Source organism: Rhodobacter sp. P1_C2, from assembly GCF_056406375.1.
The window spans coordinates 490,924-514,680 of record NZ_JBFUAG010000001.1; the positions used below are offsets into that span (position 1 = coordinate 490,924).

General features: G+C 66.8%; 19 protein-coding genes. 10 read left to right on the forward strand and 9 right to left on the reverse strand.

Annotated features, from left to right (window positions below; translation table 11 throughout):
- Window positions 1–184: 184 nt before the first annotated feature.
- From AC1DZT_RS02435 to AC1DZT_RS02460, 6 genes are all read left to right on the forward strand, one after another.
- Window positions 185–1,705 (forward strand): DUF4153 domain-containing protein, encoded by a 1,521-nt coding sequence (locus AC1DZT_RS02435; protein ID WP_478004994.1) that lies wholly within the window; start codon window positions 185–187, stop codon window positions 1,703–1,705.
- Window positions 1,702–2,379, forward strand: a complete 678-nt coding sequence (locus AC1DZT_RS02440) for a response regulator (protein WP_478004995.1) — start codon at window positions 1,702–1,704, stop codon at window positions 2,377–2,379. Before AC1DZT_RS02435 ends, AC1DZT_RS02440 begins: the two co-directional genes overlap by 4 nt.
- Entirely contained in the window at window positions 2,376–3,341 is a 966-nt protein-coding gene (locus AC1DZT_RS02445; protein WP_478004996.1) for a sensor histidine kinase, read from the forward strand. Before AC1DZT_RS02440 ends, AC1DZT_RS02445 begins: the two co-directional genes overlap by 4 nt.
- A gap of 47 nt (window positions 3,342–3,388) precedes the next feature.
- The gene (locus AC1DZT_RS02450; protein WP_478004997.1) at window positions 3,389–3,838 is read left to right on the forward strand and encodes a thiol-disulfide oxidoreductase DCC family protein; all 450 of its coding nucleotides are present in this window, start codon (window positions 3,389–3,391) and stop codon (window positions 3,836–3,838) included.
- Window positions 3,839–3,846: 8 nt separating this feature from the next.
- Window positions 3,847–5,460: an SDR family oxidoreductase gene (locus AC1DZT_RS02455; RefSeq protein WP_478004998.1), complete on the forward strand. Its 1,614-nt coding sequence runs from the start codon at window positions 3,847–3,849 to the stop codon at window positions 5,458–5,460.
- A gap of 131 nt (window positions 5,461–5,591) precedes the next feature.
- Complete coding sequence (locus AC1DZT_RS02460; RefSeq protein WP_478004999.1) at window positions 5,592–6,605, forward strand: aldo/keto reductase; 1,014 nt, start codon at window positions 5,592–5,594, stop codon at window positions 6,603–6,605.
- Between the two features lie 53 nt (window positions 6,606–6,658).
- Here AC1DZT_RS02460 and AC1DZT_RS02465 read toward each other — a convergent pair whose 3' ends face one another.
- Entirely contained in the window at window positions 6,659–7,561 is a 903-nt protein-coding gene (locus AC1DZT_RS02465; RefSeq protein ID WP_478005000.1) for a LysR family transcriptional regulator, read from the reverse strand.
- A gap of 189 nt (window positions 7,562–7,750) precedes the next feature.
- Here AC1DZT_RS02465 and AC1DZT_RS02470 point away from each other — a divergent pair, with 189 nt between their 5' ends.
- Window positions 7,751–9,004, forward strand: a complete 1,254-nt coding sequence (locus AC1DZT_RS02470; RefSeq protein ID WP_478005001.1) for an MFS transporter — start codon at window positions 7,751–7,753, stop codon at window positions 9,002–9,004.
- Window positions 9,005–9,064: 60 nt separating this feature from the next.
- Here AC1DZT_RS02470 and AC1DZT_RS02475 read toward each other — a convergent pair whose 3' ends face one another.
- From AC1DZT_RS02475 to AC1DZT_RS02495, 5 genes are all read right to left on the reverse strand, one after another.
- A complete protein-coding gene (locus AC1DZT_RS02475) occupies window positions 9,065–10,000 on the reverse strand; it encodes a sulfotransferase domain-containing protein (protein WP_478005002.1) in 936 nt (311 codons plus the stop codon).
- 148 nt (window positions 10,001–10,148) lie between these two features.
- The gene (locus AC1DZT_RS02480) at window positions 10,149–11,147 is read right to left on the reverse strand and encodes an ABC transporter permease (protein WP_478005003.1); all 999 of its coding nucleotides are present in this window, start codon (window positions 11,145–11,147) and stop codon (window positions 10,149–10,151) included.
- A gap of 38 nt (window positions 11,148–11,185) precedes the next feature.
- A complete protein-coding gene (locus tag AC1DZT_RS02485; RefSeq protein WP_478005004.1) occupies window positions 11,186–13,726 on the reverse strand; it encodes an ATP-binding cassette domain-containing protein in 2,541 nt (846 codons plus the stop codon).
- A 68-nt stretch (window positions 13,727–13,794) separates the two neighbouring features.
- On the reverse strand, window positions 13,795–14,958 hold the full coding sequence (locus AC1DZT_RS02490) for a substrate-binding domain-containing protein (RefSeq protein ID WP_478005005.1): 1,164 nt from the start codon (window positions 14,956–14,958) through the stop codon (window positions 13,795–13,797).
- A 308-nt stretch (window positions 14,959–15,266) separates the two neighbouring features.
- Window positions 15,267–15,983 carry an SDR family NAD(P)-dependent oxidoreductase gene (locus AC1DZT_RS02495; RefSeq protein ID WP_478005006.1) on the reverse strand — a complete coding sequence of 239 codons (717 nt, stop codon included), beginning with the start codon at window positions 15,981–15,983 and terminating at the stop codon, window positions 15,267–15,269.
- A 325-nt stretch (window positions 15,984–16,308) separates the two neighbouring features.
- Between AC1DZT_RS02495 and AC1DZT_RS02500 the strand changes: the two genes are divergently transcribed.
- The 3 genes from AC1DZT_RS02500 (at window position 16,309) to AC1DZT_RS02510 (ending at window position 19,539) form a co-directional block, all read left to right on the forward strand.
- Window positions 16,309–17,934 carry a flavin-containing monooxygenase gene (locus AC1DZT_RS02500; RefSeq protein ID WP_478005007.1) on the forward strand — a complete coding sequence of 542 codons (1,626 nt, stop codon included), beginning with the start codon at window positions 16,309–16,311 and terminating at the stop codon, window positions 17,932–17,934.
- A gap of 57 nt (window positions 17,935–17,991) precedes the next feature.
- A complete protein-coding gene (locus tag AC1DZT_RS02505) occupies window positions 17,992–18,705 on the forward strand; it encodes an SDR family NAD(P)-dependent oxidoreductase (protein WP_478005008.1) in 714 nt (237 codons plus the stop codon).
- Window positions 18,706–18,843: 138 nt separating this feature from the next.
- Window positions 18,844–19,539: a GntR family transcriptional regulator gene (locus AC1DZT_RS02510; protein WP_478005009.1), complete on the forward strand. Its 696-nt coding sequence runs from the start codon at window positions 18,844–18,846 to the stop codon at window positions 19,537–19,539.
- A 53-nt stretch (window positions 19,540–19,592) separates the two neighbouring features.
- Here the strand turns inward: AC1DZT_RS02510 and AC1DZT_RS02515 are convergent, their stop codons facing one another.
- From AC1DZT_RS02515 to AC1DZT_RS02525, 3 genes are all read right to left on the reverse strand, one after another.
- Window positions 19,593–20,495 carry an MBL fold metallo-hydrolase gene (locus AC1DZT_RS02515; RefSeq protein ID WP_478005010.1) on the reverse strand — a complete coding sequence of 301 codons (903 nt, stop codon included), beginning with the start codon at window positions 20,493–20,495 and terminating at the stop codon, window positions 19,593–19,595.
- Window positions 20,496–20,658: 163 nt separating this feature from the next.
- The gene (locus AC1DZT_RS02520; RefSeq protein WP_478005011.1) at window positions 20,659–21,897 is read right to left on the reverse strand and encodes an iron-containing alcohol dehydrogenase; all 1,239 of its coding nucleotides are present in this window, start codon (window positions 21,895–21,897) and stop codon (window positions 20,659–20,661) included.
- The gene (locus AC1DZT_RS02525) at window positions 21,894–23,387 is read right to left on the reverse strand and encodes an NAD-dependent succinate-semialdehyde dehydrogenase (protein ID WP_478005012.1); all 1,494 of its coding nucleotides are present in this window, start codon (window positions 23,385–23,387) and stop codon (window positions 21,894–21,896) included. Before AC1DZT_RS02525 ends, AC1DZT_RS02520 begins: the two co-directional genes overlap by 4 nt.
- Between the last annotated feature and the right edge of the window lie 370 nt (window positions 23,388–23,757).

Here is a 23,757-nt window from a genome sequence, read left to right on the forward strand (position 1 = left end):
GCAGACCTTTCGCGGGCACACCCCTCCCTAACGGCGCGGGTCGCCACAATCCAGTTCAAGATCGCGGACCCGCGCCTGCGGGCAAAGGGCGCCCTCGGCGGGATCGCTCTGCACAGGATCTGCACAACTGATGCGCAAGGGGTGCACGGGGCCGTGGCATTCCATCGCAAACAACAACCAGGAGATGGACGTGGAGCAGGAGTGGATCATTCGGGGCGTGCCGGGGTCTTTGGCAAAGGATGCCTGGTGGATGGACAGCGATGCCGGGCTGCCCGGCGGGGGAGGGGCGGCGGGCCTTGGCGGCGCGCCGCGCGGATGGGATGCGGCGCGGCGCAGGCTGGGCCTGGTCCTTCTGGCCCTTCTGGTCCTTGGGGATTTCCTGTTTTTCGGCCATGCGCCGGGACTGTCGCTCGGCCTTTTTGCGGCGGCGGTCTTTGGCGGCTGCGTGCTGGTGCATGAAAGCCGGCAGGTGGTGCGGCCGGCGCTGCTGTTCGGTCTGGCGGCCCTGCCGGTGGTCGACGATCTGCAACTTCTGTCGGTGGGGTTTCTGCTGGCCGGGCTGGTCGCTTCGGTGGCCTGGTTGCGGGCGCCGGATCTGCGGGCGGACAAGGCGCATCTTTGGCTTGCGTCGAGGGGCATCCTGCGCCGCCTGCCGGTCGCCGGGGTGCAGGCGCTGTTTGCCACCCTGGCGCGGGCGCCCTCCGCGCTGCGGGGCCGGGCCAGCCCGCGCCAGTCCTTGCACAACTGGGGCTTTCCGCTTGGCGGTGCCTTGGTGCTGGCGGCCCTTCTGACCGATGCCAACCCGGTGTTCAGCGGCTGGCTTGACGGTCTGCTGCGCTTCAACCTTGACCTGGCGCTGGTGGTCCGCCGGCTCGCCTTGTGGTGCGGCCTCGGGCTCCTGGTCTGGCCTTTTCTGGAGGCGGCTGGGACAGTGGCGCCCCCTGCTGCGGGTCAGGCCAAAGCGCAGGGCAAAGCGCAGGCGGGCGGCGTGCGGCTTGGCCTCAACCCGGCCTCGGTGGCCAATGCGCTGGTGCTGTTCAACTTGATGCTGGGCCTGCAGACCCTGATGGATGCCGTCTATCTCTGGACCGGGGCTTCCTTGCCGCAGGGCATGAGCTTTGGCACCTATGCGCAGCGCGGCGCCTATCCCCTGCTGATCACCGCGCTGCTGGCGGGGGCCTTTGCCCTGGCCACAAGGCCCTTCGTCGCCGAAAGCCGGTCCCTGCGGGGGCTGGTCCTGCTCTGGCTTGGGCAGAATGTCGCGCTGACCCTGTCGGCGGCGCTGCGGCTGAAGCTTTATGTCGCGGCCTATGGGCTGACCTATCTGCGGGTCCATGCCGGGATCTGGATGGCGCTGGTCGCTTTGGGGCTGGCGCTGACCGGCTGGCAGATCCTGCGGGCCCTGCCCAACCGCTGGCTTTTGCTGCGCAGCGCGGCGCTGGGTCTTGGCATGCTTTACCTCTGCGCCTTCGTCAATTTTGCCAGCCTGATTGCCAGCTACAACCTCTCTCGCCCGCAGGGCACCGACCTGGACTATCTCTGCGCCCTCGGCCCCTCGGCCGCGGTTCCCCTGCAGCGGGCACAAAGGCCCGATCTGCCCTGCACGCCGATCTGGCCGCAAATCGAGGGCTGGCGCGATTGGGGCTTTCGCAACTGGCTGGTGCGCCGTTATCTGGAGGCGGGCCCGGGCGGAGCGTTGGAATGAAGATCCTTGTCGTGGACGACGACCCCGGCCTGCGCGGTCTGGTCACCCTGGCGCTGGAGCGGGCGGGCTTTGCCGTGGTTGCGGCCTCGGACGGCCAGCAGGCGCTGACCCATGCCGCGCGCGAGGCGCCCGACCTCGTCGTGCTGGACGTGGGCCTGCCCGAGCTGGACGGGTTCGAGGTCTGCCGCAGGCTGCGCCGAAGCTCGGAGGTGCCGATCCTGTTTCTGACCGCGCAGGATGACGAGGTGGACCGCATCGTCGGGCTGGAACTCGGGGCGGATGACTATGTGACCAAGCCTTTCAGCCCGCGCGAACTGGTCGCCCGCATCCGCGCTATCCTGAAACGCGCCCAGCCCGCCAAGGGCAGGGCGGGGCTCAGCCATGGCGGGCTTGAGCTGGACCCGGACGGCCATGCCTGCCGCTTTGCCGGGGCCGAGGTGGCGCTGACCGCGACCGAGCTTGCCCTCCTCGACAGGCTGATGCAGGGCGGCGGGCGGATCCTGACCCGGCGCCAGATCGTCGATGCGATCTGGGGGGCGGGGAGTGCGGTGGCCGACCGCACCCTCGACAGCCATCTGCGCAACCTGCGCCAGAAGCTCGGGCAGGCCGGATGCCGCGACGCGGTGGAGACGGTGCATGGCATCGGTCTGCGGTTGGGCGCCTGCACGGCATGATGCGGAAATGGCGCCCCTCGCTCTGGCTGGTTCTGGGCGGCGCGCTGGCCGGGACGCTGGCGCTTTCGGTGGCGGGCCTGATCGTGTTCCGATGGGTCGGGCCGACGCTCGGCTATGCCCGGGCCGCGACGCTGATCGCCGCCGCCATTGGCTTTGTGACTTTGGCGCTGGGGGTCCTGCTTTTGCGGCTTTTGCTGCGCCCGGTCGCGGCCCTGGCCGATTACGCCCACCGCGTGCGCCTCAGCCCGAAGGACCCCGGCCCGCCGCCCGCTCGTTTCGGCACTGTGGAGCTTTTCGACATGGCGGGCAGCGTGGTGGCGATGGCCGCCAGCCTGCAGCGGCGCGAGGCGGCGACCCTGACCTTCATCGACCATGTCACGCATGAGCTGAAGACCCCGGTCTCCACCCTGCGTGCCGCGACCGAGCTTCTGGAGGACAGCCCCGCCCTTGGCGCCGAAGACCGCCACCTGCTGGGGCAGATCGCCTCTGCCGCGGCCCAGATGCAGGTCCAGCTGGAGGCCTTGCAGCGCGTGGCCCGGGCGCGGGAAAGCGACCACCGCGGGGTGACACGGCTGGAGGAGCTCGCGGCCGAACTCGACAGCTTCGGGCTGGCGATCCGGATCGAGGGTGGCGCGCTGCCCCTGCCGCTTTCGGCGGCGGGGCTGCGGGTGGTTCTTGGCCATCTTCTGGGCAATGCCGCCGCCCATGGCGCGACCGAGGTGCTTCTGGCGGCCTCCGATGCGCCGGGGGCCACGCTGCTGCGGGTGGCCGACAATGGCGCCGGCATCACCGAGGGCAACCGCGCCCGCATCTTCGACCCGTTCTTCACCACGCGCAGGACCGAGGGCGGCACCGGCATGGGCCTGACCATCGTGGCCAGCCTTCTGCGGGTCAATGGCGCCGAGATCGCGCTGGAGGAGGGCTGCCGCACCGCCTTTCTGATCCGCTTCCCGCCCCTCTAGCCGCTGGCCTCTTGCACTCCGCAAGGGCGGCCCGCAGTATCGGCGCCATGGCTGCGCCCTATTCCTTTCGCGACGATCCGAGCGTTCCGAGGTTCGATGATGCCGCCCCCGTGGCGGTGATGGACGCGGAATGCGCCATTTGCAGCTGGGGCGCGCGGATGATCCATCGGCTGGACCGCTCTGGCCGGGTGCGGATCTGCCCGATCCAGTCGCCGCTCGGGGCGGCCTTGCTGCGCCACTATGAGCTGAAGGCGGAAGACCCCTCGACCTGGCTCTTCATCGACGAAGGCCATGCCCATGTCGATTTCGACGCGGTGATCCATGCCGGCCAGCGCTTCGGCGGCTGGGGCAGGCTGACCGCCGTGCTGTGGATCTTGCCCAAGCCGCTGCGGGATTGGCTTTATCGGCGGCTGGCGCGCAACCGCTATGCGCTCTTCGGGCGGGCCGACCTTTGCGCCCTGCCGGACCCGGCCTTTCAGCGCCGCCTTCTGCGATGAGGGTGCTGGTGCTGGGCGGCTACGGCGTCTTCGGCGCGCGCCTGGCCCGGCTTCTGGTCCGCGATGGCCACGCCGTCTGCGTGGCCGGCCGCGACGGCGAGGCCGCGCGCCGCCTTGCGGACGAGATCGGCGCCGCTGCCCTGCAGCTCGACCGGACCGGGGACTTGGATGCCCTTGGCGGCTTTGACGCGGTGGTGGATGCGGCGGGCCCGTTTCACGCCTATGGCGCCGACCCCTACCGGCTGGCGCGGCAGGCCATCGCGGCGGGGGTGCATTACCTGGACCTCTCCGACAATGCCGCCTTCTGCCAGGGCATTGCGGCGCTGGATGGGGCGGCGCGGACGGCGGGGGTCTGCGTCATTTCCGGCCTGTCCTCGGTGCCCGCCCTGTCTTCGGCGGCCGTGGTGGCGCTGGCGGCGGGTGACAGGCCACGCCTCATCGACACCGCCATCCTGCCCGGCAACCGCAGCCCGCGCGGCTTTTCGGTGATGCAGTCGATTCTGGCGCAGGCCGGGCAGCAGATGCCGGTCTGGCGCGGCGAAAGGTGGGAGCATTTCACGGGCTGGTCGGACCCCCGGCCCTACGCGCTTCCCGGCGGGCTGACCCGTCAGGGCTGGCGGATCGAGGTGCCCGACAGCCGCCTCTTCCCCGCCCGTTTCGGGGCCGAGACGGTGCGCTTCAGCGCCGGGCTGGAGCTGGGCCTGATGCGCTATGGCCTTGCGGTGTTTGGCCTTTTGCAGCGCGGGCTGCATCTGCCCGTCACCCCGCGGCTGGTGCGGCTGTTCCAAGCGGCGGCCAAGGCGCTGGCGCCCTTCGGCACCGACCGCGGCGGCATGTCGGTCCTCGTCATCGCCGGGGGCGAGCGGCGCTGGTGGCGCCTTCTGGCCGAGGCGGGCGACGGGCCCTTCATCCCGGCCGTCGCCGCCCGCGCCCTGTTGCGCCGCCCGACGCTGCCACCCGGCGCAAGCGCGGCCTTGGGCGTGATCACCCTGGCCGAGGCCGAGGCGGCGATGGCCGACCTCAAGGTGCGCTGCACCCGCCAGACCGAGGCGCATGTCCCGATCTTTGCAAAGGTGCTTGGCCCCGCCTTCCACGATCTGCCGCCCGAGGTTCGCACGACGCATGACACCGCCGATTGCAGCCGCTGGCAGGGTGCGGCACGGGTCACGCGGGGGCGCGGGCTCTGGCCCCGGCTGATCGCGGCGCTGTTCGGCTTCCCCCCGGCCGCCGAGGCGGTCCCCGTCACCGTGACCAAGGTGGCGACGGACCGGGGCGAGACCTGGATGCGCCGCTTTGGGCAGCGCAGCTTTCGCTCGCACCTGGCCGCAACGCCGCAAGGCCTGACCGAACGCTTCGGCCCTTTCACCTTCCTTCTGGACCTGCACCTGGCGGAAGGCGCGCTCTGGTTTCCGGTCCGCAGCGCCCGGATCGGCCCGGTGCCGCTGCCCTCCTGGCTGCTGCCCCGCTCCCTCGCCAGCGAAGGCGTCGTGGAGGGGCGCTTTCACTTCGACGTCGCGCTCTTTGCGCCGCTGACCGGCGCCTTGATCGTGCGATATGAGGGCTGGCTGACCCAGGCCCCGGCGGAGGACCCGCGGTGCCCGCCCTTCCTCCAAAACAGCTGACCCACCCGCCCCTGTGAATTTGCTTCCAAACTGGTGCGACCGCTGCCCGGCTAATCGGCGGCGCGCTTCGGGTCTATCTGGGCGCAGTCGCCACGGCCAGACCGGCCGGCATCAGATCACAGGAGACCATCATGGCAGTTCAAGACGTCATCCCCGGCCGCATCGGCTTTGGCTCGGCCCCGCTCGGCAACATGTTCCGCGACATTCCCGAGGCCGAGGCGCAGGCCACTGTCGCCGCCGCCTGGCAAAGCGGCATCCGCTACTACGACACCGCCCCCTTCTACGGCGCGGGTCTGGCAGAAATCCGTCTGGGCCAGGCCCTGGCCGGCCACAACCGCAAGGACTATGCGATCAGCACCAAGGTCGGCCGGCTGATCCTTGACGAGGTCGAGGATGTCTCGGCGCGCGATCTGGGCGAGAAGGGCGAGGTTTTCAAATACGGCCGCCCGAACCGGATCGTGAACGACTATTCCCACGACGCGACCCTGCGGTCGATCGAGGACAGTCTGAAGCGGTTGAACACCGACCATATCGACATCGCCTTCGTCCATGACGTGGCGCAGGACTTTTACGGTGACGACTGGCTTTCGGTCTTCGAGACGGCCCGCAAAGGTGCGTTCCGGGCGCTGGACCGGCTGAGGGACGAGGGTGTGATCAAGGCCTGGGGACTTGGCGTGAACCGGGTCGAGCCGATCGAACTGCTGCTGGATCTGCAGGAGCCGCGTCCGGATCTGTTCCTTCTGGCAGGGCGCTATACGCTTCTGGACCACGACCGCGCCTTGCAGCGCGTCATGCCGCAGGTCGCCGAGGCGGGCCTCGGGATCGTGGTGGGCGGGCCCTACAGTTCTGGCGCGCTGGTCGGCGGGCCGAACTTCGAATATGCGCCGATCACCCCGGCCATTCGCGGCAAGGTGCAATGGATCAAGTCCATCGCCGACCGGCATGGTGTGTCGATGAAGGCGGCGGGTCAGCAATTCGCGCTGGCGCATCCTGCGGTGGTGGCGGTCATCCCCGGTGCCAGCAAGCCCGAGCGGATCGCCGAGGATCAGGCCGCCTTTGACGAGGCCATCCCGGATGCCTTCTGGCACGACCTGCGGCAGGCCGGGTTGGTCAATGCCGACGCGCCCCTGCCGATCGACCGCTAAGCCCTTGTGCTTAAGCCTTTCCGTCCCAGCAGACCGCTGCGGGGGCGGTTGCGTCAGCTGTGCAGAAACTGCTGCAGACGCGGCACGAAGAAGTCGAGAAAGGCCCGAAGGCGGGCCGGCATATGCGCCGAACCGCGAAACACCGCGTGGATCTCGTCCTCTTCGGAAAGGGCGCTGTCGGCCAGAACCTCGACCAGACTGCCCGATGCAAGCGGGCCGCGCAGGTGATAATCGGCGACGCGGACCAGGCCCAGCCCGGCGAGCGCCGCCCGGCGCAGGGTCTCGGCATTGTTGGCCAGAAGGTTGCCCGACAGCATCCGCTCCACGATCCGCCCGCTTTCCCGCATCGGCCAGACCGGTGCGGAGCGGCGGAAGTTGAAACCCAGACAATTGTGGTGCGCCAGATCCTCCGGGGTTTCCGGCGTGCCCAGCCGCACCAGATAGGCGGGTGAGCCGACGATCCGGCGCCGCGAGGTGCCGATCTTGCGCGCCATCAGGTTCGAATCCTGCAGGCGCCCGACCCGGAACGCCACATCGGTGCGTTCGAGGTACAGGTCCACCACCTCGTCGGACAGCGACAGATCAAGGATGATCTTCGGGTAAAGCTGAAAGAACTCCGGCAGAAGGGGTTCGATCCCGGCGCTGCCGAAGGAGACCGAGGAGTTGATCCGCAACAGGCCCTCCGGCTCGCCGCCGCCCTGGGTCAGCTGCTGTTCGGTATCCTCGATGCGCCCGACCAGATCGAGGCTGCGTTCGTAATAGAACTGCCCCTCGTTGGTCAGCGTCAGGGCCCGGGTCGAACGTTCGACCAGCCGCACGCCCAGACGATCCTCGATCCGCGCCACCATCTTGGAGACAGTGGAGGGCGTCATGTGCAAAAGCCGCGCGGCCTCGCTGAAGCTGCCGGCCTCGACGACGCGCAGAAAGACCGCCATTTCCCCCGCTCGATTGTCCATCAACGCCCCGTGGCTGCTGTCAGGTCCGCATCGGGGAAGATTACACAGGGGCGGGTCGGTTGTGAATGGGCTTCCAAGATGACGGGAACAGCACAGGGCTAATGCCGCGCCGGAGCTTGAGGCAGATTGGGCGCAGGGATCGCCCGAACGATCCGCATCACATCCCTTCCAAGATCAGGACCCGCCATCATGACCATGCAGAATATCGAGCCGAGCCTGCGCAGCGGCAAAGCCATCCCCCCTGTCACCGCCGCAGCCATGCCCTTCCCGCCGGCGAAGGCAGCCCCCGCGGCCCCGACCAAGACCCGCGCCGCCCTGACGCTTTTCGCGCTGGCGCTGGGCAGCTTTGCCATCGGCACCACCGAATTTGCCAGCATGGGCATGTTGCAGCTTTATGCCGCGGATCTGGGGATCAGCGTCACGCGCGGGACCGATGTGATCACGGCCTATGCGCTGGGCGTCATCATCGGGGCGCCGGTCGTCACCCTGGCCGCCGCAAGGCTGAACCGGCGTGGCCTGCTTCTGGGGCTGATGGCGCTGTTCGTCCTCGGCAATATCCTGTCGGCGCTGGCGGGAAGCCTGCACCAGCTGGCCCTCGCCCGCTTTGTCAGCGGCCTGCCGCAGGGCGCCTATTTCGGGGCGGGGGCTTTCGTGGCCTCTTACGTCCTCGGGCCGGGGCAGGCGGGGCGCGCCTTTGCCATGGTGATGACCGGGCTGACCGTCGCCACGATCTTCGGCTCGCCGCTCGCCACCTTCCTGGGCCAGACGATCGGCTGGCGCGAGACCTATGGTGCGATCGCGACGATGGGTCTTCTGGCCTTTCTGGCGATCCTGACCTGGGTTCCGGTCTCGCAAGGCCTGAACGGCGCCCCGGTCCTCCAAGAGCTGAGCGCCCTGCGTGAGGGCCGGGTCTGGGCGGTGCTCGCCGCGGCGGCGATCGGGGTGGGCAGCATCTTTGCGGTCTATACCTTCATCGGCCCCTTCGTGACCGAACTGGCCGGGCTGGACCCGCTGATGATTCCGCTGGCCCTGGCCCTCTTCGGGGTCGGCATGACCGTGGGCAATATCTATGGCGGGCAGATTGCCGACCGCGCCCCGCGCCGCGGCATCGCCCTGGGCTTCGGCAGCGCCCTCGTCACCCTGGCGCTTCTGGGTCTGGCCGGGGGCGCGGCCCTCCTCCTCTTCCCACTGCTCTTCGCGGTTGGCGCCACCACGATGATCGCCATCCCGGCCATCCAGGCCCGCCTGACGCAGATCGCCCCGGCCTCGCCGAGCCTCGTTGGGGCGATGAACCTCGCCGCGCTCAACCTTGCCAATGCGGTCGGGGCCTGGTCGGGTGCCACGGCCATCGACGCGGGCTTCGGTCTGCTTTCCGCGGTCTGGGCGGGCTTTGGCCTGACGGCTGCCGGGCTGGTCGTGGCGCTGGCCAGCCGCGCGAAGTAGGGCCACCAGCCGGCACACGGGGCGCTGGCCAGATCGGCAGAAGGGGGCAGGGGCCGGGGATCAGGCCAGGCTGCCCCCTTTGTAATACCAGTCCACCGCCGTCGCATCGGGGCAGATCTGCCCGGCCAGCGCGCGCAGATGGCGGGAAATCTCCGTCGTCATCCCGTCGGTTTCGGCCTTGCCCGCCTCGCCCTTGCGGATCATCGCCCCCGAGTTGAGGATCGGCACCGCGCTGACCGACCGCGCCTCGAACTTCTCCTCGTGCTGCTTCATCCAGGGGAAGGAGGTATATTCCAGGATCGCCGGCCATTGTTCGGCCGTGGGTTCCACCCCGAGGAACTTCGCGATCTTGCGGATCGAGGCTTCGTGGTCGCGCTTCATGTCGGCGTAATGCAGGAAGAGGACGTTCTTTTCATGGCGCAGCGGCCACCAGGCCGCAAGAAAGCCGAAGAACATCCCCTGCATCCCGTGGCCGTCGATCACCTCGGAATAGAACGAGGGGAAGTCGGGCCGACACATCGCCTCTCTGGGCATCTGCCACAGGTCGAACCAGCCGTCAGAGTGCTGCTGAAGGAAGGGCCGGAACGAGACCAGCGCCTCTTCGGGATTGCGGAAGATCACGAGGTATTTCACCTCTGGCCCGGCCCCGCTGGCCAGGAAGGGCACCTGCGGCGGGGCGGAATGCGACTTGAAGGCGCGGCGCGCGGAGGTCGGCATCGCCTCGACCCGGTCGAGCACCTCTTCATGCGGCTGGCCGGGGCGGCTGAGGAATTCGATCCAGGGCACCACGTCGTAGATATCGTCGAACTCCGCCGTGCCGCCGGTCAGCAGTTGGTGGACGATGTTCATGGTCCAGGTCGTGCCGCTTTTGGCCGGGACAGAGATCACCACATCGCCGTCGCGCCATTTGATCCTTTGCTGGATCTGCGGCTGAATCCACGGCGGTCCCGATGGCGCTTCAGTTGGGGGCGCGGCGTGGTCTGGTGTATCGGTCATCGTCACTCTCTCCTCGCAGGGCAATGGCAAAGACGGCGCGGGCCAGCATCTGTGGAATGCCATTCTACAGAAAAGCGGGAGAGAGCGAAAAGATTCTGCGCAAGGGGCGCAGAAAGCCTGCGCCCCCGGCAGTTTGGTGGCGCGCATTTTAGCGGCGGCGGCCCTTGCCGCTCCATTCCGACAGATACATCCCGGCGGCGATGGCGATGCCCTGCAGGATCATCTGGTTCGAGGTGGGCAGGCCGATCATCTTCAGCGACTGGTCCAGCTGGATCAGGAACAGCGCCGCCCCCGCCACCGCCACCATGCTGCCGATGCCGCCGCTGATCGCGGTGCCGCCCAGAACCGCCGCCGCGATGGGCGCCAGCAGATAGGGGGCGCCGACATCCTGCGTCGGGTTGCGGATGAAACCTGCGAGCAAGAGCGCCATCATCGCGTAAAGCAGGGCGGCCAGCATATAGGCCCCGGCCTGGTAGCGGATGATCTCGACCCCCGTCGCATGGGCAGCGCGGGGATTGGCACCCACCGCCTCGAACCTGCGGCCAAGGACGGTCTTGCGCAAAAGAAGGGTGATCACCGCCAGCACGACCAGCGCCAGCCAGACCGAGGTGGGCACCCCAAGCAGCCGCGCCGCGCCAAGGTCGGCCAGCGCCGGCGGCACCTTGGATTCCGCCGCAAGCCCCTGCCGGTACCACAGGTTCAACCCGGTGATCACGGCGCCGATCGCCATGGTCACGATCAGCGCATTCAGCTTCAGCACCGCGACCAAGAGCCCGTTGACCGCACCCACCGCCAATGCCACCGCAAAGGCCGCCGCGACCGCCAGCATCAGCCGGTCATCGCTGCCCTGCGAGACGCCGACCAGGACCGAGCAGGACATCGACACCACGGCCGGCACCGACAGGTCGATGCCGCGCGCCATGATGACCACCGACTGGCCCATCGCCGCGATGGTCAGGAAGGCCGCAAAGGGGATGATCGACATCAGCGTGCCCGGATCGATGCTGCGCGGCAGGAACAGCGCGCAACCCACCAGCAGCACCGCCAGCGCGATCCAGATCGCGACAAAGCGCATCGGCAGGCCGAACCCCGGGTTCCGCGGCTTGGGCTGAACGGCTTCGGGCATCAGGGAGATATCACTGGGCATCTTCGCCTCCGATTTTTGGGATTTGTCAGTCACAGCCCTTACTCCGCCGGGATGGCGGGGGCGGGGCGGGCGCGGCGGCGCAACAGGCGGCGCAGGCCCCGGTCAAACTCGGCCAGACCCGAGTAGAGGAAGATCGCGAGCAGCGTCATCAGCCCCGAGGCGATCACCCCGACCGACGCCGAAAGCCCGAGGATCGAGATCACATTGACCATGAGGGTGAAGAAGAAGGCCCCGAACAGCGCGCCGCCAAAGGACCCGCGCCCGCCCGACAGGGCCGCACCGCCCAGAACCGCCGCCGCGATGCTGTTGAGCGCGAAGTTCTGCCCGACGGTCGGATGCCCGACGCCGACCTGCGCGCCCAGAAACAGCCCGGCGATGACCGTGGTGACCGAGGCCAGCACATAGGCGCGCACTTGCACCCGGTTCACCCGCACGCCATTGCGCCTTGCGGCCTCTTCGCGAAAGCCCACCGCCTTGACCTCCAGCCCGGAGCGGGTGCGGTGCAGCCACCAGTCGCCGCCCAGCACCAGAAGGATCAGCGCCACGCTCGACAAGGGCAGGAAGCCGATCTTCGCGTTCAGCACCTCGTTCAGCCCGGCATGGATCGCCCCGCCCGGGGTCGGCCGCAGGATCAGCGCCACGCCCTGCAGGACCGACAGCATCGCAATCGTGGTGATCACCGCGTTGATATGGGCAAAGCGCACCAGGGCGCCATTGACCAGCCCGACCAGGGCCCCGACCGCCAGACAGGCCAGCAGCCCGAGGATCACCATCCCCATCGGCGCGCCCGAGGCGAGCAGGACCGATTCCACCACCACCGTCAGGCTCATCAGCGACCCGACCGAGACATCGAGGCCCCGCACCAGAAGCACATGCAGCTGGGCTATGGCCACCAGCCCGACCGGGGCCGCCGCTTGCAGCATGTGCTTGATATTGATGCCTTTCAGGAACACCTTGCTTTCCGCCGCGGCAAAGCCGCCGACCAGCAGGGTCAGCACCGCCAGAAAGACCAGAGGCACCCACCAGATGGCACTGCCATTGACCAGCGTCGCCAGCCCGCGCGAGAAGGCCGAACCCGCCTCCGCCGCCCGCACCGCTTTGGCATCGCGCACGGTCAGGAAGGAGGAGACGATGTTTTCCTCGGTCACCGCATCGCCCACCAGTTCCCGCACGATCCGCCCGCGGGAAAAGACCAGAACCCGGTCGCAGATCCCCGCCAGTTCCTGCGCATCCGAGGAGTTGACGATGCAGGTGCCGTCGCCCCGGATATTCTCGCGCACGGCGCGGTAGATCTCGTGGCGGGCGCTGGCATCGACGCCCTGGGTCGGCTCGTCGATCAGGATGGCCTTGGCGCCGCTGCGGAAACTGCGGGCGAGGACGGCCTTCTGCTGGTTGCCACCCGACAGGCCGATCACCGGCACATCGAGGCTGGCCGCCACCACGCCGAAATCCTGCTTCATTTCCTGCGCCTTGGCGCGCTCTGCCCCGGCCCGCAGGAGGCCCGCGCCGGAAAAGCGGTCGATCAGCGACAGGACCATGTTCTTTTGCACGCCCAGGTCGGGGAAGATCGCCTCGCCCTTGCGATCGGCGCTGAGGAACAGCACCCCGCAGGCGAGGGCCGAACGTGGCGTGGTGAAATCGACCGGGTTGCCGGCGCAGAGGACCGAACCGCCCGCCTCCTCCAGCCCGACGAGGGCGCGCAGGGCCTCGCGCTGGCCATTGCCCTCGGCCCCGGCAAAGCCGAGGATCTCGCCGGCATGGGCGGTGAAGCTGACCTCGTGGAAGGCCTCGCCGCCAAGGCCCTGCACGGTCAGCACCGGCTGATCCATCCGCCCCGATTTGGGGGGATATTCACTGGTGATGTCGCGCCCGACCATCAGGCGGACCAGATCCTGTTCGGAGAGGTCCGGGGTGATCGGAAAGGTGCCGCGATGCACGCCGTCGCGCAGGATGCTGACGCGGTCGGCCAGATCCAGAATCTCCGGCAGGCGGTGGGAGACGTAGAGAATCCCGGTGCCCTGCGCCGTCAGGTTGCGGATGATTGCGGTCAGTTTCCGCACCCCCTCCATGTCGAGGGTCGAGGTCGGCTCGTCCAGCAGAAGGACTTTCGGTTTGGAGATCAGCGCCTTGACGATCTCGACAAACTGGCGGTGCGCCGGGGTCAGGTCGGCCACCAGCGCGCGGGCGGAAATCCCCACGTCATAGGGGCGCAGCTCGGCCTCGGCCCAGGGGACCATCTGGCCGAAGGACACGCTGCCGGGCTTGGCCGCGAAGTAAAGGTTCTGCGCGACGGTCATCTCCAGGATCAGGCTGTCGTCCTGATAGACGGTGGAAAGGCCAAGTTCATGCGCCAGGCGCGGGTCGGGCGCGGTGAGGGGCTTGCCGTCAATCTCGACCCTGCCGCCATCCGGGGTCACGGTGCCGGAGGCCAGTTTCATCAGGGTGCTCTTGCCCGAGCCATTCTCGCCCAGGATGGCGTGAACCTCGCCTGCCAGGCATTCCAGGCTCACCTCATCCAGCGCGCGCACACCGGGATAGGTCTTGGATATCGCTTCAACCTTCAGGACGGTCTTGGTCATGATCATGCTCGCCGGTCAGAGGGAAAGTGAAATCCGGCGGCCCGGGGTAAGGGGCCGCCGGGCCCGGATCACTTGGCGAACATCGCCTTCAGCGTGTCGGTGTCGACGAGGGTGGAGACCGAGGTTTCCATCGGCAGGTCCTTGTTGCACTGGCCCTTGACCACCGGCTTCATCTTGAAGGGCACGTTGACATGCGCATCGACCGGGGTGCCGGCAATCGCCATCATCGCCGCCGTCAGGGCAAAGCGGGACTGGAAGTTCTGGCCCGAGGAATAGTAGATCTTGAACTTGTCATTGGCCGCGGCTTCCCAGTCGCAGAACAGGCCCTGTTCGTCGGTGCGCAGGGCGGCGACGAAGTTCATCGGCTTGTTGGCGGCCTGATAGGCGCGCACGGCACCGCGGAAACCATCCGCATATTCATAGATATAGCCGTCCACCGGGTCGAACTGCGACAGGGCGGCGGTGACAGCCGTCAGCGTGCCTTCCTGGGTCCAGTTTGTGTCGAGTTTCGCCACCACCTTCACGCCGTCATGGGCAGCCGCTTCCTTTTCGGCGCAGGCCTGCCAGGCGGCCGACAGCGGGTTGCCGGGGGTGCCGCCCAAGGCCACGATGTTCTTGGCCTCGGCATTGCCCTCGAGCACGGCTTTCACGAAACCCGCGCCCAGACCGCAGATGTCTTCCGAAATATTGGCGAGGTAATCGGTCCCCGCCGTGCCGGCCTCGGTCCCGTTGTGCAGGACGACCTGGATGCCGGCCTCCTTGGCCTCCTTGATGGCGGGCAGCAGGGCAGCGCCGGCATCGGCAAAGACGACAATCGCGTCAACGCCTTGCGAGGTATAGGCCTGAATGTCCGAGATCGCCTTGGAGGCATCGCCGCCCGCCGAGGTGTACTGGATCTTGCCGATCTCGGGGTAGGTCAGCGCCTGCAGGATGAATTCCATCGCGGTGACGCGGCGCCAGACGTTTTCGCCAAAGCCATCGGCATAGGCTACGGTCAGTTTGCCGCCGGTCCCGGTCTCGCAGCCGTTGTTCTTCCAGCATTCCAAGGCCTTGGCGCGCAGTTCCGGCGTCACCGGCTGTGCCGCGTGCTTGAAGGCCTCGACCAGAACCGGGTTGGCATCGGTGGTGCCAAGCCGCGACATCATCATGTCTTCGGCCGTGTCGGCCAGGGCCATCATCGGCGCAAGGCCCGCCACGGCAGCGGCAAGGGTCAGCTTCCATCCGTAAGTCATCTTGAAATCTCCTCTCCTGTTGATCTTCGCCCGGGTGCGGGCGCCTCGCGCAAAACCGCCTGGAAAGCTGCAGGCACAGCGCGACCGGCACCCCAGGGGGTCTGTTCCGGACGGACGTGCTGCGGTCTTTCTGTGGTCTCTCCCCGATCTGAGCGCGCGCGGCCTCCATACCGTCACACGTTCAGTTGGTAATACCGTAATACAGCATTACGACTTTTGGCAAGAGGATTCGCAAGGCCCCCTGCGCCGGGGCCGAAATGCAAAACGCCCCGGCGTGGCCGAGGCGTTTGCGGCAGAGGGGCGGGGCGTCACTGCGCCAGATAGCCGCCGTCGATGACCAGTTCGGCCCCGGTCATGAAGCTGCTTTCATCGCTGGCGAGGAAGAGGGCGCCATTGGCAATCTCGCGCGGGGTGCCGGCCCGCTTCATCGGCGTCAGCGAGACAACGAATTCGTTGATCCCGGGGTCCTGGCTTTGCGTCAGCGGCGTGTCGATGAAGCCCGGCGCCAGCGCGTTGACCCTTATGCCATCGCCGACATAGGTGATCGCCGCGTTCTTCGACATGATGCCGACCGCGCCCTTGGTCGCGTGGTAGACATGCGCGCCACCGACCGCGGCATTGCCCCAGATCGAGCTGATGTTGATGATGGATCCCGCCTTCTGCGCCTTCATCGGCGCAATCGCCTCGCGCATGCCAAGGAAAACCCCGGTCTGGTTGACCCGCACGATCTTTTCCCAATCGGCGAGCGACAGATCCCCCAGCGCCTCGTAGGCGATGATCCCGGCATTGTTGACCAGGATGTCGAGCCGGCCATGCTTGGCCAGAATCCCCGCGACGACCTCCTTCCAGCAGGCCTCGTCGCCGCAATCGAGCATCACCCCCTCGACCCCGGCCGGATAGACCGGCGGGTTGGAGGTCGAAGCCGCGATGACGATGGCGCCCTCTTCGGCGAATCGCTCGACGATGCCAAGGCCGATGCCGCGCGATGCGCCGGTGACCAGTGCCACTTTGCCTTTCAGTCTCATGTCATTCTCCTCCCATGTTGCCCATGCCCCCGATTCGCCCGGCCCTTTTCCTCCGCCGCCCATCGGGATACTTCCTGAATGACCGTAATACGGTATTATAAGCAGGTAAAGTGCGATTCTTGGCCCAGGCGATGCAAGGCCGCGAAGAAATATGTTGCGGGACGGGGCAAGCGCGTATAACGATTTAGGCAGGCAGTATTACCGTAATACAGTATGCGGGCGCTGCACGGTTTCAGATGGAGGGGGCAAGACCGCCATCCGCGCGCCGCCACATGGCGGGACTGGCCGCGGTGCGGGTGTCTGACCAAATTGGGGAGGAGACAACATGAGTGAAGGGCAATCCACAGATCGGGCCAAGGATCTTGACGGCCTCGAGCTGGACGTCGCGATCATCGGGGCAGGGGTGGGCGGGCTTTACGCGCTTTACTGCATGCGCGAGAAGCTGGGGCTGAATGTCCAGTCGTTCGACATGGCCAGCGGCGTCGGCGGGACCTGGTTCTGGAACCGCTATCCCGGCTGCCGGGTCGATACGGAATCCACGGTTTACACCTATTCCTTCGACCTCGACATGTTCCAGAACTGGCACTGGTCGGAACGCTACGCCCGCCAGTCCGAGGTTCTGTCCTATCTGAACGCCGTGGCCGACAAGCACGACCTGAAGCGTTCGATCAACTTCAACACCAAGATCGCCCGCGCCGTCTGGGATGAAGCGGCCAGCCGCTGGGTGCTGACCACCGCCGAGGGCGCCACCATCCGCGCCCGCTATCTGATCGAGGCGGTGGGGCTCTTGTCCTCCTCCTATGCGCCGGCCTTCCCGGATCAGGACAAGTTCAAGGGCCAGGTGCTGATCTCGTCGAAATGGCCGGAACAGGACCCCGACCTTGCGGGCAAGCGGGTGGCGGTGATCGGCACCGGATCGACCGGCATCCAGATCATCACCGCCATCGCGGGCAAGGTCGGCCATCTGCATGTGATGCAGCGCACGCCGCAATGGGTGGTGCCCTTGGGCATCGGCCCCTTCCCGCAGGATGCGCGCGACCGGATCAAGCTGAACCCGACGGGCTTTCGCGACTGGGCGCTGAACACCGGCACGGTCTTCGGCTTCATCGAAAGCGCCACCTCTGCGCTGGAGGTTTCGGAGGCCGAGCGCGAGGCGCGGTACGAGAAGGCCTGGCAGAAGGGCAACGGCTTCAGCTTCATGCTGGAGACCTTCTCGGACATCACGGTTTCGGCCGAGGCCAACAAGACCGCGACCGATTTCATCAAGGCCAAGCTGGATGCGGCGGTCAAGGACCCCAAGGTTGCGGCCATGCTGACGCCGACGGATTACTACGCCCGCAGGCCCCTCGCGGCGGATGGCTATTACGAGGTCTACAACCAGCCCAACGTCACCCTGCATGACGTGAAGGCCAACAAGATCGAGCGGTACACCGAAAATGGCCTGATCGTCGGCGGCAAGGAGATCGAATTGGACGTGGTCATCATGGCCACGGGCTTCGATGCGGTGACCGGCAATTACCTCAAGATCGACACCGTGGGGCTTGGGGGCGTCAAGCTCTCCGACCAGTGGACCGGCGGGCCGCGCACCTATGGCGGCATGACGATTGCCGGTTTCCCCAATTTCTTCATGGTCTTCGGCCCCTTCAGCCCCTTCACCAGCCAGCCTTTGGTGCATGAATGGCAGGTCAATTACTTCACCGACCTGATCGAGGCGGCTGAGAAGACCGGCAGCATCGTCGATACCGAGGTCGAGGCGCAGGATGCCTGGGTGCAGATCTGCCAGGACGGTCTGGCCGGCACGCTGTTCCAGGTCACCGACAGCTGGATCAACGGGGCCAACATCCCCGGCAAGCCGCGCACCTCGATGTGGTACATGGGCGGCATGGCCAATTACATGGTCGAGATGAACAAGATCCGCGACGACAATTACCGCGGTTTCAAGGTCGCCTGAGCGCAGGGGCGACCGCGGCAAGGCCCGGTCGCCCGCCTTCATCATAAGGAACATATCGTGACGCAACCTCATGCCGTCGTGACCGGGGGCGCCCGCAACATCGGGCAGGCGATTTCGCTGCGGCTTCAACAGGATGGCTACCGTGTCATCGTGGTGGACCGCGAAGTGCCCGAGGTCGAATCCTTGCGCGCCGATGCCATTCTGGCCGATCTGTCGGATGCCACCGCGGCGGCGGAAGCTGCCGCAGGCATCGCCGCCGCCCATCCGGTGACCTGCCTTGTCAACAATGTGGGCATCGTCGCCCCGGCGCTGTTCGACGAGATCAACCTCGACGATTTCGATAGGCTGATGCATCTGAACGTGCGCACCGCGCTGGTCTTTGCCAAGGCCCTCGTGCCCACCATGCGGGCGCAGGGCGGCGGGCGGATCGTGATGAACACCTCGCGCGTAACGCTGGGCAAGGAGGCGCGCTCGATCTATTCGGCGACCAAGGGCGCCTTGCAGTCGATGGCGCGGACCTGGGCGCTGGAGCTTGGGCGCGACAATATCACCGTCAATTGCGTGGCCCCCGGGCCCATCGCCACTTCGGCCTTCTGGGTCAACAACCCGCCGGAATCCGAGCGCTTCCAGAAGCTGCGCGCCGCGATCCCGATGGGGCGGATGGGCACGCCGGAGGATGTCTCCAACGCGGTCTCCTTCTTCTGCGACCCGCGGGCCAGCTTTGTCACCGGGCAGACGCTGTTCGTCTGCGGCGGGGTGACGGTAGGCTAATCTGCCGTGGCGGTATGCGACATTGGTTCTGGTGACTTTTGGTCCTAATGTCGTAATATCGTATTCGTATCAACTGGCCGCCACCGCTCCATCGGGCGACAGGCTGTGACCCATGATGTTGAAAGAAAAGGATTCGTAATGGCAGGCCCGCCCCTGATCGAACGCACCGCGGCCCCTTTGCGCCAGCAGGTCGTCAAGCATATTCGCGAAGAGATTCTGAACGGCCACCTGATCCCGGGCCAGCGCCTGGTGGAAAATGTGCTCTGCGATACGCTGGGCGTGTCGCGCACCGTGATCCGCGAGGCTTTGCGCCAGCTGGAATCCGAAAGCCTGATCCGGGTTCTGCCCAACACCGGCCCGATCGTCACCGTCCTGACCGAGGCCGAGATCCGCGCGATCTATGTCGTGCGTGCCGCCCTCGAAGGCTTGGCCGGCAAGCTTTTCGCACTGAACGCCACGCCCGAGCAGTGCAAGTCGCTCGTCAAGCTGCGCGACCGGCTGGACCGCGAATACCGCAAGGGCGATGTCGACAGCCGCGAGGAGATCAAGGCTGATTTCTACCGCCAGTTGCTGGCCGGGGCGCATAACGAGGTGCTGATGGAAAGCCTGCGCTCCATCCACGCCCGCATCGCGATCTTCCGCCGCTTCGCCTTTGTCGACCCGGCCCGGATCGAACCCTCGATCTCCGAGCTGGAGGCGATCATCAACGCCGCCGCCATCGCCCGCGACCCAGTGGCCGCCCAGGCCGCCAGCGAGCATCACATCCTTCTGGCCGGGGATCTGGCCATCGTCGAATATGCCAAGCTGAACAAGGATGTTCAGGTCGCGAGCTGACCTGAGTGGCTTGGGGAAAGGGGCGCCGAACTGCGGTTCGGCGCCCTTTTGCATTACAGGCGCGGGGTGAAAGCCTCGCCATGGAAGCGGTAGGTGCCATCCGGCTCGGCGGTCAGGTCGCCCAGGCCGGGGAAAGGGAAGTGATAGCCGTGAAAGCGGATCTTCTCGGCCACGACCTTGGCGAAGATCGCGGATTTGGCGGTGGCGCCCTGTTCGGGGCTGGTGTCGTAATCCATGTGGAAGAACCACTCGGGGTGGTAGGGGTCGAAGATCTGATGATGCGCGACATCGCCGGTGAAGACGACCTTTTCGCCCGCACTTTCAAAGATATAGGCGCACATCCCCGCCGCATGGCCCGCAACGGTGAAGGTGGTGACGCCGGGAAAGAGCGTGTCGCCGGCCGCAAAGGTGCGGATCCTGCCCTCGTAGGGTTTGACCGCGTCCAGCACGCCGCCGGTCCAGGGGGCGCGGAAGTTGTTCAGCTTCAGGCTTTCAGGGTTGGTCCATTCGGCCCAGTCGACATCGGTGCAATAGACCTCGGCCTTGGGGAAGGCGGCGCTGCCGTCGGGGTGGATCAATCCATAGGCGTGATCGGGGTGCAGGTGCGTCATCAGCACCGCGTCGATATCCTCGGGCGCTATGCCCGCGGCGGCGAGGTTTTCCAGAAGCCGCCCCATCGCCGGCCCGAACCATTGCACGGTCTGGCCCATGCCGGCGTCGATCAGGAACAGCTTGTCGCCGGTGTTCACCACGACGGGGTTGAGGTCCATCGGGATATGGTCCAGCGGCAGCCGGTATTTCTGCTTCAGCGCCAGCATCTCGGCCGGGTCGGCATTGGGGAAAATCCCCTCGTAGCTGTGGTGGATATAGCCATCCCAGACTGCGGTGCATTCGAAATCGCCGATGCGGAACCGGTACCACCCGGCGTTCTGGGTCTTCTGAAACGTGGCCGACATGATCTTCCTCCCTCGATCCGGCCGCGCGGGGGCGGGTCCGGTGTCTGTCGTTGCAGTTGCGCGGCACCCCGTCTCTCCCGGTGCCGAAGGTCTTCCTGGCGAAAAGGCGGGGGGTATCGGGCGTCAGGCCCCGACACCCCCCAGTCGACAGGGAGACGTCATCTCATTCCCACCAGCCGCGATCCCCGGCATGGGCGCGGGTCAGGACCGCGGTCACCGTTTCGGGCGTCATCGGGGCGGGGTTGTTCAGGACAAGCCTTGTGGCCAGCACCGAGGAGGCCGCGATCTGCGCGAAATGCGACGGCGCGATGCCGATGGCGGCGATATCGGCGGGCACGCCTGCGGCGGCCAGAATGGCGTCGATCCGCTCGATGGCGGCCTTGGCGGCCAGAGCCTGCGGCAGATCCGGCCCCGCCACGCCGAGAATCCGCCCCATCGCGGCAAATTCGGCCTCTGCATGCGGCAGGTTGAAGCGCATGACGTAAGGCAGCAGCGCCCCCACGCCGATGCCATGCGGCGTATGGCCGATCGCAGCCATCGGGCTTTGGATCGCATGGGCCGCCGCCGTCCCGGTCGTGTTGATCGCCATGCCGGCGCAATAGGCGGCAAACATCACATCCGAACGCGCCGCAAGGTCCGAGGGGCTTTGTAGCACCCGGGCCAGCGCGCCGTTCATCAGCCGCAGCCCCTCGGCGCAGAACATGTCGGTGATGCGGTTCTTGCCGACATAGATCTGGCTGGCGATCTGGTCCGGCGAGGGGTTCTTCGGGCGGGCGGTGAAAGCCTCCACCAGATGCGACAGCGCATCGGCTGCCGTGGCCGCGGTCAGGCCGGGCGGGCAGGTCAAGGTCAGTTCCGGGTCGATGATCGCGGCGAAGGGTTCGATATTGGCATCGGCAATCGCCATCTTCATCTGCTTTTCATCGTCAAAGACGATGGCGAGGCTGGTGACCTCGGCCCCGGTGCCGCCGGTGGTGGGCACGGTCAGGATCGGCAAGGCGGGTTTGGGCACCTTGAACTCGCCGAAGAAGTCGCGCACGTCGCCGCCATTGGCCAGAACCGCCGCCACCGCCTTGGCAAGGTCCAGACAGGACCCGCCGCCGATGCCGATCACCGCCTCGATCCCCTTGCCGGCGAAAAGCCCCACCGCCTCGACGATGTTCGATCGGGGCAGGTCGGGCAGAGCGCGGTCATAGAGCGAGACTTTGACACCCGAAGCCTCGACATCGGCCTGCATCGCCTTGAACTCGGGCGTGGTGGCCATCCGCTCGTCGGTGACGATCAGCGCATGTCTGGCCACCCCCGCCGCGATCCGGCCCAACTGCCGCCTTTGCCCCGGCCCGAACAGCACGCTGCGCGGCTGGCGCACCAGGCCAAGGCCGAGGCGGTTTTCCATGCTCATACCAAGGCCTCCTTCGGTTCGGCGACGGTCAGCGCCATGTATTTCTTCTCGAGGAATTCATAGATCCCGTCCTGCCCCGCCTCGCGCCCGAGGCCCGAGGCCTTGGTGCCGCCGAAGGGCGCCGCCGGGTCGGCCATGATGCCGCGGTTGATGCCAACCATGCCAAACTCCAGCCTTTCGCCAAACGCCATCGCGCGGGTGACGTCCCGCGTGAAGACATAGGAGGCCAAACCGAACTTCGTGTCATTGGCAAATTCCAGCGCCGCGGCGGCGCTGTCCACCGGAAAGACCGCCGCCACCGGGGCGAAAAGCTCGCGGTTGCAGATCACCGCATTGGGCCCGTCAAAGCGCACCACGGTCGGTTCGAAGAAATAGCCCGGGCGCTGCAAGGCGCGGCCCCCGGTCAGCACCTGACCCCCGGCCTGTTTCAGGTCGTTGATCGTGTCATAAAGCCGGTCGCGCTGCTTGGCCGAGATCATCGGGCCGACATCCACCGCCTCCATCCCATTGCCGACGGTCAGGCGGGCGACCTTCTCGACGAATTTCGCGGTGAACTCGCCCTCGACCTTGCGATCGACGATGATCCGGTTGGCGGCCACACAGGCCTGGCCCGCGTTGCGGAACTTGCAGATGATCGCCTGATCGACGGCGAGGTCGACATCGGCATCATCCAGCACGATAAAGGGACCGTCGCCGCCCAGCTCCATCGAGCTGTTGATGATGTTCTCCGCCGCAAGCTTCAGAAGGATGCTGCCGACCCCGGTCGACCCGGTGAAGCTGACCTTGCGCAGGCGCGGGTCGGCCAGCAGCCGGTCGGACAGGGCAGAGGAGGTCGTGGTGTGCAACAGGTTCACCACGCCGGGCGGAAATCCTGCATCCTCAAGCACTTGCACGAAGGCGGCGCAGGTCAGCGGGGTTTCCTGCGCGCTCTTGCAGACCACGGTGCAGCCCGCGGCCAGTGCGGCCCCGGCCTTGCGCACGATCATCAGGAGCGGGAAGTTCCACGGCGTGATCAGGAAGCTTGGGCCGACCGGCGCATGTCCGACCACCACGCGGAAGCCGCCATGCGAGCTTGAGGCATAGGTGCCGTGCACATGGGCGACCTGCTCGGCGAACCATTGGAAGAAGTCAGCGGAAAGCTTGAACTCCGCCCGCGACTCGGTCAGCGGCTTGCCGCTTTCCAGCGTCATGGTGCGCACGATCAGCTCTTCGCGCTGCAGCATCAGGGCATGGGCCGCGTGCATCAGACCCGCCCGCGCCCGCGGGGCCATGGCGCGCCAGGCGCCCTGCGCCGCCACCGCCGCATCCAGCGCGCGGGTGGCGTCATCGGCATTGGCGTTGGACACCGCGGCGATGACCGTGCCGTCGGCCGGATTGGTCACGTCAAAGCTGGCCTGCGTCGCCTGCCACTGGCCCGCGATGAAAAGGCCGGTCCTGACGGGCGGCGGTGGGTTTGCCTTGACTGATGCGACTGTGGCGGCGTCCGACATGCTGTTCCTCCCTGGTGGCGTAGAGCGGGAGAATCTCCCCGCGCCGGATTACTGTATTACGGTGTTATACTAATACCATCATTTTGAGCCGCGCAAGCTTGATCTTCTTGCGACTTGCAAGGCGGGACACTGGTTCGGGCAGTTATGGGCCTCCCTTTCGCATCTGCGGCGTGCTTGGGCCGCGCGATCAGCCTCAGGTTTGTAGGGCGCTGGGCAGGGGGCCGTGATCGCATCCCCTGGTAGTTGTCCAGGGCGGATCGGACGCTTGCCGTCCAGGGAACGGCTGCAACGTGACAACGACTAGGTCAGCGAGTGCCAGAAGTGCGCCATCCGGCAGGAGATCACCTGCCGAGCCTGCACGCGCCTCTGA